General features: G+C 42.9%; 5 protein-coding genes. All 5 read left to right on the top strand.

Annotated elements, in window-relative coordinates; all coding sequences use genetic code 11:
• On the top strand, positions 1 to 1184 hold a 1184-nt coding region (locus KTR07_RS17045), incomplete at its 5' end, for a UDP-N-acetylglucosamine 4,6-dehydratase family protein (protein ID WP_217315466.1).
• A gap of 34 nt (positions 1185 to 1218) precedes the next feature.
• On the top strand, positions 1219 to 2535 hold the full coding sequence (locus KTR07_RS17040; protein ID WP_011107343.1) for a nucleotide sugar dehydrogenase: 1317 nt from the start codon (positions 1219 to 1221) through the stop codon (positions 2533 to 2535).
• A gap of 4 nt (positions 2536 to 2539) precedes the next feature.
• A complete protein-coding gene (locus KTR07_RS17035) occupies positions 2540 to 3604 on the top strand; it encodes an NAD-dependent epimerase/dehydratase family protein (RefSeq protein WP_011107344.1) in 1065 nt (354 codons plus the stop codon).
• Positions 3605 to 3803: 199 nt separating this feature from the next.
• Positions 3804 to 5015, top strand: coding sequence for a non-hydrolyzing UDP-N-acetylglucosamine 2-epimerase (gene wecB / locus KTR07_RS17030; protein ID WP_016267351.1), 1212 nt, complete (start codon positions 3804 to 3806; stop codon positions 5013 to 5015).
• Between the two features lie 19 nt (positions 5016 to 5034).
• Positions 5035 to 6258: a nucleotide sugar dehydrogenase gene (locus tag KTR07_RS17025; RefSeq protein ID WP_016267352.1), complete on the top strand. Its 1224-nt coding sequence runs from the start codon at positions 5035 to 5037 to the stop codon at positions 6256 to 6258.
• Positions 6259 to 6307: the final 49 nt, after the last annotated feature.

Raw genomic sequence — 6307 nt, 5'->3', positions numbered from 1 at the left:
TGAAAACGTTGATTGCTCCGAGTATCAGTGAGGCTGACGAAAACGGAAGTTTCCACCAATGGGTACGCCCTATCAAGATTGAAGACTTGCTGGGTCGTTCAGAAATTCATATCAATATGGAGGAGGTGATGACTGAGTTCTGTGGCAAGGTTGTGCTGGTGACAGGAGCTGCCGGTAGTATTGGTAGCGAACTTTGCCGGCAACTGGCTCAGATGAACATCAAGAAGCTGATCATGTTTGATTCCGCCGAGTCACCTTTGCATAATGTCCGTCTGGAATTTGAGAAGAATTATCCCGGTCTTGATTTTGTTCCTGTCATTGGAGATGTCCGCGTGAAAGAACGTCTCCGTATGGTCTTCGAAACTTATCAGCCTCAGATCATCTTTCATGCCGCTGCTTATAAGCATGTTCCGTTAATGGAAGAGAATCCCTGTGAAGCTGTACTGGTCAACGTTGTCGGCTCTCGCCAGGTTGCTGATATGGCAGTTGAATACGGAGCTGAAAAGATGATCATGGTTTCTACCGATAAGGCTGTAAATCCTACCAATGTAATGGGATGCTCGAAACGATTAGCTGAAATCTATGTACAGAGCTTGGGCTGTGCCATCCGTGAGGGCAAAGTGAAAGGCCATACCAAATTTATCACTACCCGCTTTGGTAACGTCTTGGGTAGTAACGGCTCTGTAATTCCCCGTTTTAAAGAACAGATCGAGAATGGCGGTCCTGTCACAGTGACTCACCCCGATATCATTCGTTTCTTTATGACTATTCCCGAAGCTTGTCGCTTGGTAATGGAGGCCGCTACTATGGGTGAAGGCAATGAGATTTTTGTCTTTGAGATGGGAAAAGCCGTGAAGATTGTTGATCTGGCCACCCGTATGATCGAATTGGCCGGTTATCGTCCCGGTAAAGATATTGAGATCAAGTTTACGGGATTGCGTCCGGGTGAGAAGCTTTATGAAGAAGTCCTGAGCGATAAAGAGAATACGATTCCTACCGAGAATAAGAAGATAATGATAGCGAAGGTACGTCATTATGAGTATACTGATATCCTTGAAACTTATGGAGAGTTTGAGAAGTTATCCCGTACGGTAAAGATCATGGACACAGTGAAACTAATGAAGAGAGTGGTACCTGAATTTAAATCCAAGAACTCGCCGAAGTTTGAGGTCTTGGATAGATAACTAGAATAATTCTGAACACTAACATAAATCAACAATGGATACAAAAGAATTGAAGATTGCTGTTGCAGGTACCGGCTATGTTGGTCTTAGCATAGCAACGCTTTTGTCGCAACATCATCAGGTGACGGCAGTCGATGTGATTCCTGAGAAAGTAGATATGCTTAATCGTAAACAATCGCCTATTCAGGATGAGTATATAGAGAAATATTTGTCTGAAAAGTCATTGAATCTAACGGCTACGCTTGACGGCGCCGAGGCCTACAGTGATGCTGATTTTGTGGTTATAGCGGCTCCTACTAACTATGATCCGGTGAAAAACTATTTTGATACTCATCATATAGAGGATGTCATTGACTTGGTTTTAAGTGTCAATCCTGATGCTGTGATGGTAATTAAGTCTACTATTCCAGTAGGATATTGTCGTGGACTTTATTTGAAGTATGCCCGAAAGGGAGTCAGGAAGCTTAACTTGCTTTTTTCTCCTGAGTTTCTTCGTGAGAGCATGGCCCTTTATGATAACCTTTATCCAAGTCGTATCATTGTTGGTTATCCAAAGTTGATTGATAGCGAGCAGTTCGACGAGGAAAATGAAGCAATAAAGGTCATTGCGAATATTCCTGTCTTAGAGAAGGCTGCGCATACTTTTGCCGCATTGCTTCAGGAAGGTGCAATCAAGGAAGATATTCCTACGCTTTTTATGGGTATCAAGGAGGCAGAGGCTGTTAAGCTGTTTGCTAATACCTATCTTGCATTGCGTGTCAGTTATTTTAATGAACTTGATACTTATGCAGAGATGAAAGGTCTGGATTCTCAGTCGATAATACAGGGTGTTGGTCTTGATCCTCGTATTGGTACACATTATAATAATCCTAGTTTTGGTTATGGCGGTTATTGTTTGCCTAAAGACACGAAACAACTATTGGCTAATTATCAGGATGTTCCTCAGAACATGATGACTGCTATTGTCGAAAGTAACCGTACAAGAAAAGACTTCATAGCAGATCAAGTCTTGCGTAAAGCTGGTTATTATACTGCCTCCTGCTCATGGGATGCCCAGAAAGAGCAAAAAATAACCATTGGTGTATATCGTTTGACCATGAAGTCCAATTCTGACAACTTCCGTCAGAGTGCCATTCAAGGGATTATGAAGCGTATCAAGGCGAAGGGTGCTACTATTGTGATTTTCGAGCCTACTATGCAAGATGGTGAAACATTCTTTGGTAGCCAAGTGGTCAATAACTTAATCAAATTCAAGGAAATAAGTCAGGCCATCATCGCCAACCGCTACGATTCTTGTCTGGATGATGTGAAAGAGAAGGTATATACTCGTGACATTTTCCAAAGAGATTAACTTTATGGTAACATACAATGTTAGTTTAGAGAACAAAGTGGTTTTGGTGACTGGTGCAGCCGGTTTTATCGGAGCCAATTTGGTGAAACGTTTGCTAAATGAGTTTGATAGCGTGAAAGTCATCGGTATTGATAGTATTACCGAATACTATGACGTACGTTTAAAGTATGAACGCTTACAAGAATTGTCTGCTTACGGTGACAGATTTGTTTTCATAAAAGACAGTATTGCTAAAAAGGAAATTGTTGAGTCTATTTTCACTAACTACCATCCTCAGGTAGTCGTGAATCTTGCTGCACAAGCTGGTGTACGTTATAGCATCACTAACCCTGATGCTTATATTGAAAGTAACCTTATTGGATTTTATAACATCTTAGAGTCCTGTCGTCATCATAGCGTGGAGCATTTAGTATATGCTTCTTCCAGTAGTGTGTATGGAAGCAATAAGAAAGTGCCTTATAGTACCGATGATAAGGTGGACAATCCTGTATCACTCTATGCTGCTACTAAAAAGAGCAATGAGTTAATGGCTCATGCTTATAGCAAGCTCTATAACATACCAAGCACAGGTCTGCGATTCTTCACTGTTTACGGTCCCTGCGGTCGTCCAGATATGGCATATTTTGGCTTTACCAACAAACTTCGTGAGGGTAAGACCATCCAAATATTCAATTACGGCAACTGCAAACGCGACTTCACCTATGTTGATGATATTGTAGAGGGTATTGTCTGTATCATGCAGCATGCTCCTGAGAAGAAAAATGGCGAGGACGGACTTCCAATCCCACCATACAAGGTATATAATATCGGTAACAACTCACCTGAGAATCTCCTTGATTTCGTGACCATTCTTCAAGAAGAGCTCATAGCAGCCAAGGTACTTCCTGATGATTACGATTTTGAGACACACAAAGAATTAGTGCCAATGCAGCCAGGTGATGTTTCTGTCACCTATGCTGACACAACTTCATTGGAACAAGATTTTGGCTTCAAGCCATCAATCTCACTACGTAAGGGCTTAAGGGCTTTCGCTCAATGGTACTCGAAGTACTATAAGTGTGAAGAGTAGTTTATGCTAAGTTAGTCGAAGTACCAATTACTATGGCACCTGCGAATATCCCCTTTAGACCTTCGTCTTTAGCCTTTCCTTTCCTCTTTCTCAAAATATTTAGTTACTGCTACTGTATTTTGCAACTTTTCTTCTAGTGATAATTCTGTGGTTAGGCTGCTTACAAAAGAATAAAAAATAAAATAATAACAGTCAAATTATGGCAAAGAAAGTTATGCTAGTTTTCGGAACCCGGCCAGAGGCAATCAAGATGTGCCCATTGGTAAAAGAGTTCCAGAAGCGCAACGATGAGTTCGAAACTATCGTATGTGTTACCGGTCAGCATCGTGAAATGCTTGATCAAGTTCTCAAAATCTTTGATGTGAAGCCTGATTACGACCTCAACATCATGAAGCAAGGTCAGGATCTTACTGATGTGACTGCACGTGTCCTCACCGGTCTTCGTGATGTGTTCAAAGAGTGTCGTCCAGATGTTGTACTCGTTCATGGTGACACCACTACCTCAATGGCAGGTGCCCTTGCAGCGTTCTATTCCCAGATTCCTGTAGGTCACGTGGAGGCAGGTCTTCGCACTCATAATATTTACTCTCCATGGCCAGAGGAGATGAACCGTCAGATTACAGGACGTATTGCTACCTATAACTTTTCTCCAACTCCACTTTCTGAGAAGAACCTGTTGGAGGAGAAAGCTCATGGCAACATCTATGTGACCGGTAATACCGTTATTGATGCCCTTTATATGGTAGTTAATAAACTTAAGACCGATGATGCGCTCGCTAAGGAGCAAGACAACGTACTCGTACAGGCAGGTTACGATGTAACACGTCTTGCTAACGGCAAGAAGCTTGTCCTCATCACTGGTCACCGTCGCGAGAACTTTGGTGACGGCTTCATTCGTATGGTAACTACAATGAAGGATCTTTCAGAAAAATATCTTGAGGTTGACTTCGTATATCCTATGCACCTCAATCCTAACGTGCGCAAGCCTATCCACGAAGTGTTTGGTGAAGATCTTACTCGTCCTAACTTTTTCTTTATTGAGCCACTTCAGTATCTCGAGTTTGTACACCTTATGAGTAGAGCTACTATTGTCTTGACCGATTCTGGTGGAATCCAAGAGGAGGCTCCAGGACTTGGAAAGCCAGTACTCGTAATGCGTGATACCACAGAGCGTCCTGAAGCACTTGCATCTGGTACTGTTCATCTTGTGGGAACAGATTATGATAAGATTATGAATGAGGTAAGCGTCCTCCTTGACGATGCAGCAGCATATGATGCTATGAGCAAAGCAGTTAACCCTTACGGTGATGGACAGGCTTGCTGTCGCATTGCAGACATCCTTGCTGACAAAGAGACAGAACGTTACGATGTCAATTTCATCCCAACAACAGAAAATAACAACAAAAAATAACTCATTAAAAATCAAACTCATGATTAATGTAATTGGATTGGGTTACATCGGTCTTCCGACCGCCCTTATGATGGCCTCTCACGGAGTTGAGGTCATCGGTACTGACTACAACGAGCAGCTCGTTAATACCCTCAATGCAGGTCACACCACCTTCAAAGAGGATGGTATCGACGAACTCTTTCATAATGCCCTCAAAGCTGGCATCAAGTTCACTACAGAGTACCAGAAGACAGACATGTATGTCGTGTCCGTTCCTACACCATACGACAAGTTTTCAAAGAAGGTTGACGCATGCTATGTAGTAGCAGCTGTCAAGGAAGTGATGAAGGTTTGTCCTAAGGGAGCAACCGTAGTTATCGAGTCAACTGTCAGTCCAGGAACCATCGACAAGTTCGTACGTCCTGTCATCGAGGAGAACGGCTTCAAGATTGGTGAGGACATAAACCTTGTGCACGCTCCTGAGCGTATTATCCCAGGCAACATGATTTATGAGCTTCTTCACAACAACCGCACTATTGGTGCTGACTCGCGTGAGATTGGTGAGAAGGTAAAAGAGTACTATGCAAGCTTCTGTCAGGGTGATATTGTAGTAACCGATATTCGTACTGCGGAGATGACCAAGGTGGTTGAAAACACCTTTCGTGCAGTTAACATCGCTTTCGCTAACGAGCTTGCACGTATCTGTCGTCACGACAATATGAACGTATACGAGATTATCCGCATCTGCAACATGCACCCACGTGTAAATATTCTTCAGCCAGGACCTGGTGTAGGTGGGCATTGTATTTCTGTCGACCCATGGTTCCTCGTTGGAGACTATCCACAGCTCGCTAAGGTAATCGATGAGTCGATGAAGACTAACGATAGCCAGCCAACATTCGTTCTTGAGCGCATTTATGAGATCATGAAGGAGAACAATATCACCGATAACCGTAAAGTAGGCCTCTATGGGTTGACCTATAAGGAGAATGTTGATGACTTCCGTGAGTCTCCAGCCCTTCAATTACTCGATATTCAGCAGCGCCACTTAGCTCGTCCATTGAAGTGCTACGATCCTTTTCTCGAGAACCACAAGATTGCAGAGAATCAGTTCTCTGATTTCGATGAGTTCCTGAAGGATGTTGATATGGTAGTATTGATGGTTAAGCACGATCACATCAAGCACAACTGGGATAGGCTCAAGGGTAAGGTGATATTGGATTGTTTCAATATTTGTCCACTTGAGGGAGTTTATCACATTTAAAATATGAGGTTATTCGTCAGCACAGGTGGAGCACAAGCTTGCAGTTCGA

The sequence above is a fragment of the Bacteroides sp. MSK.20.82 genome, from assembly GCF_019052485.1.
Classification (GTDB): domain Bacteria; phylum Bacteroidota; class Bacteroidia; order Bacteroidales; family Bacteroidaceae; genus Bacteroides; species Bacteroides thetaiotaomicron.
Note: the sequence above shows the minus strand (reverse complement) of the source record. Positions and strands in the feature narration are given on the sequence as shown.

Coding starts and splice junctions, on each gene's coding strand:
- KTR07_RS17040 (WP_011107343.1), top strand. CDS start 1,219: ATGGATACAAAAGAATTGAAGATTGCTGTTGCAGGTACCGGCTATGTT.
- KTR07_RS17035 (WP_011107344.1), top strand. CDS start 2,540: ATGGTAACATACAATGTTAGTTTAGAGAACAAAGTGGTTTTGGTGACT.
- wecB (WP_016267351.1), top strand. CDS start 3,804: ATGGCAAAGAAAGTTATGCTAGTTTTCGGAACCCGGCCAGAGGCAATC.
- KTR07_RS17025 (WP_016267352.1), top strand. CDS start 5,035: ATGATTAATGTAATTGGATTGGGTTACATCGGTCTTCCGACCGCCCTT.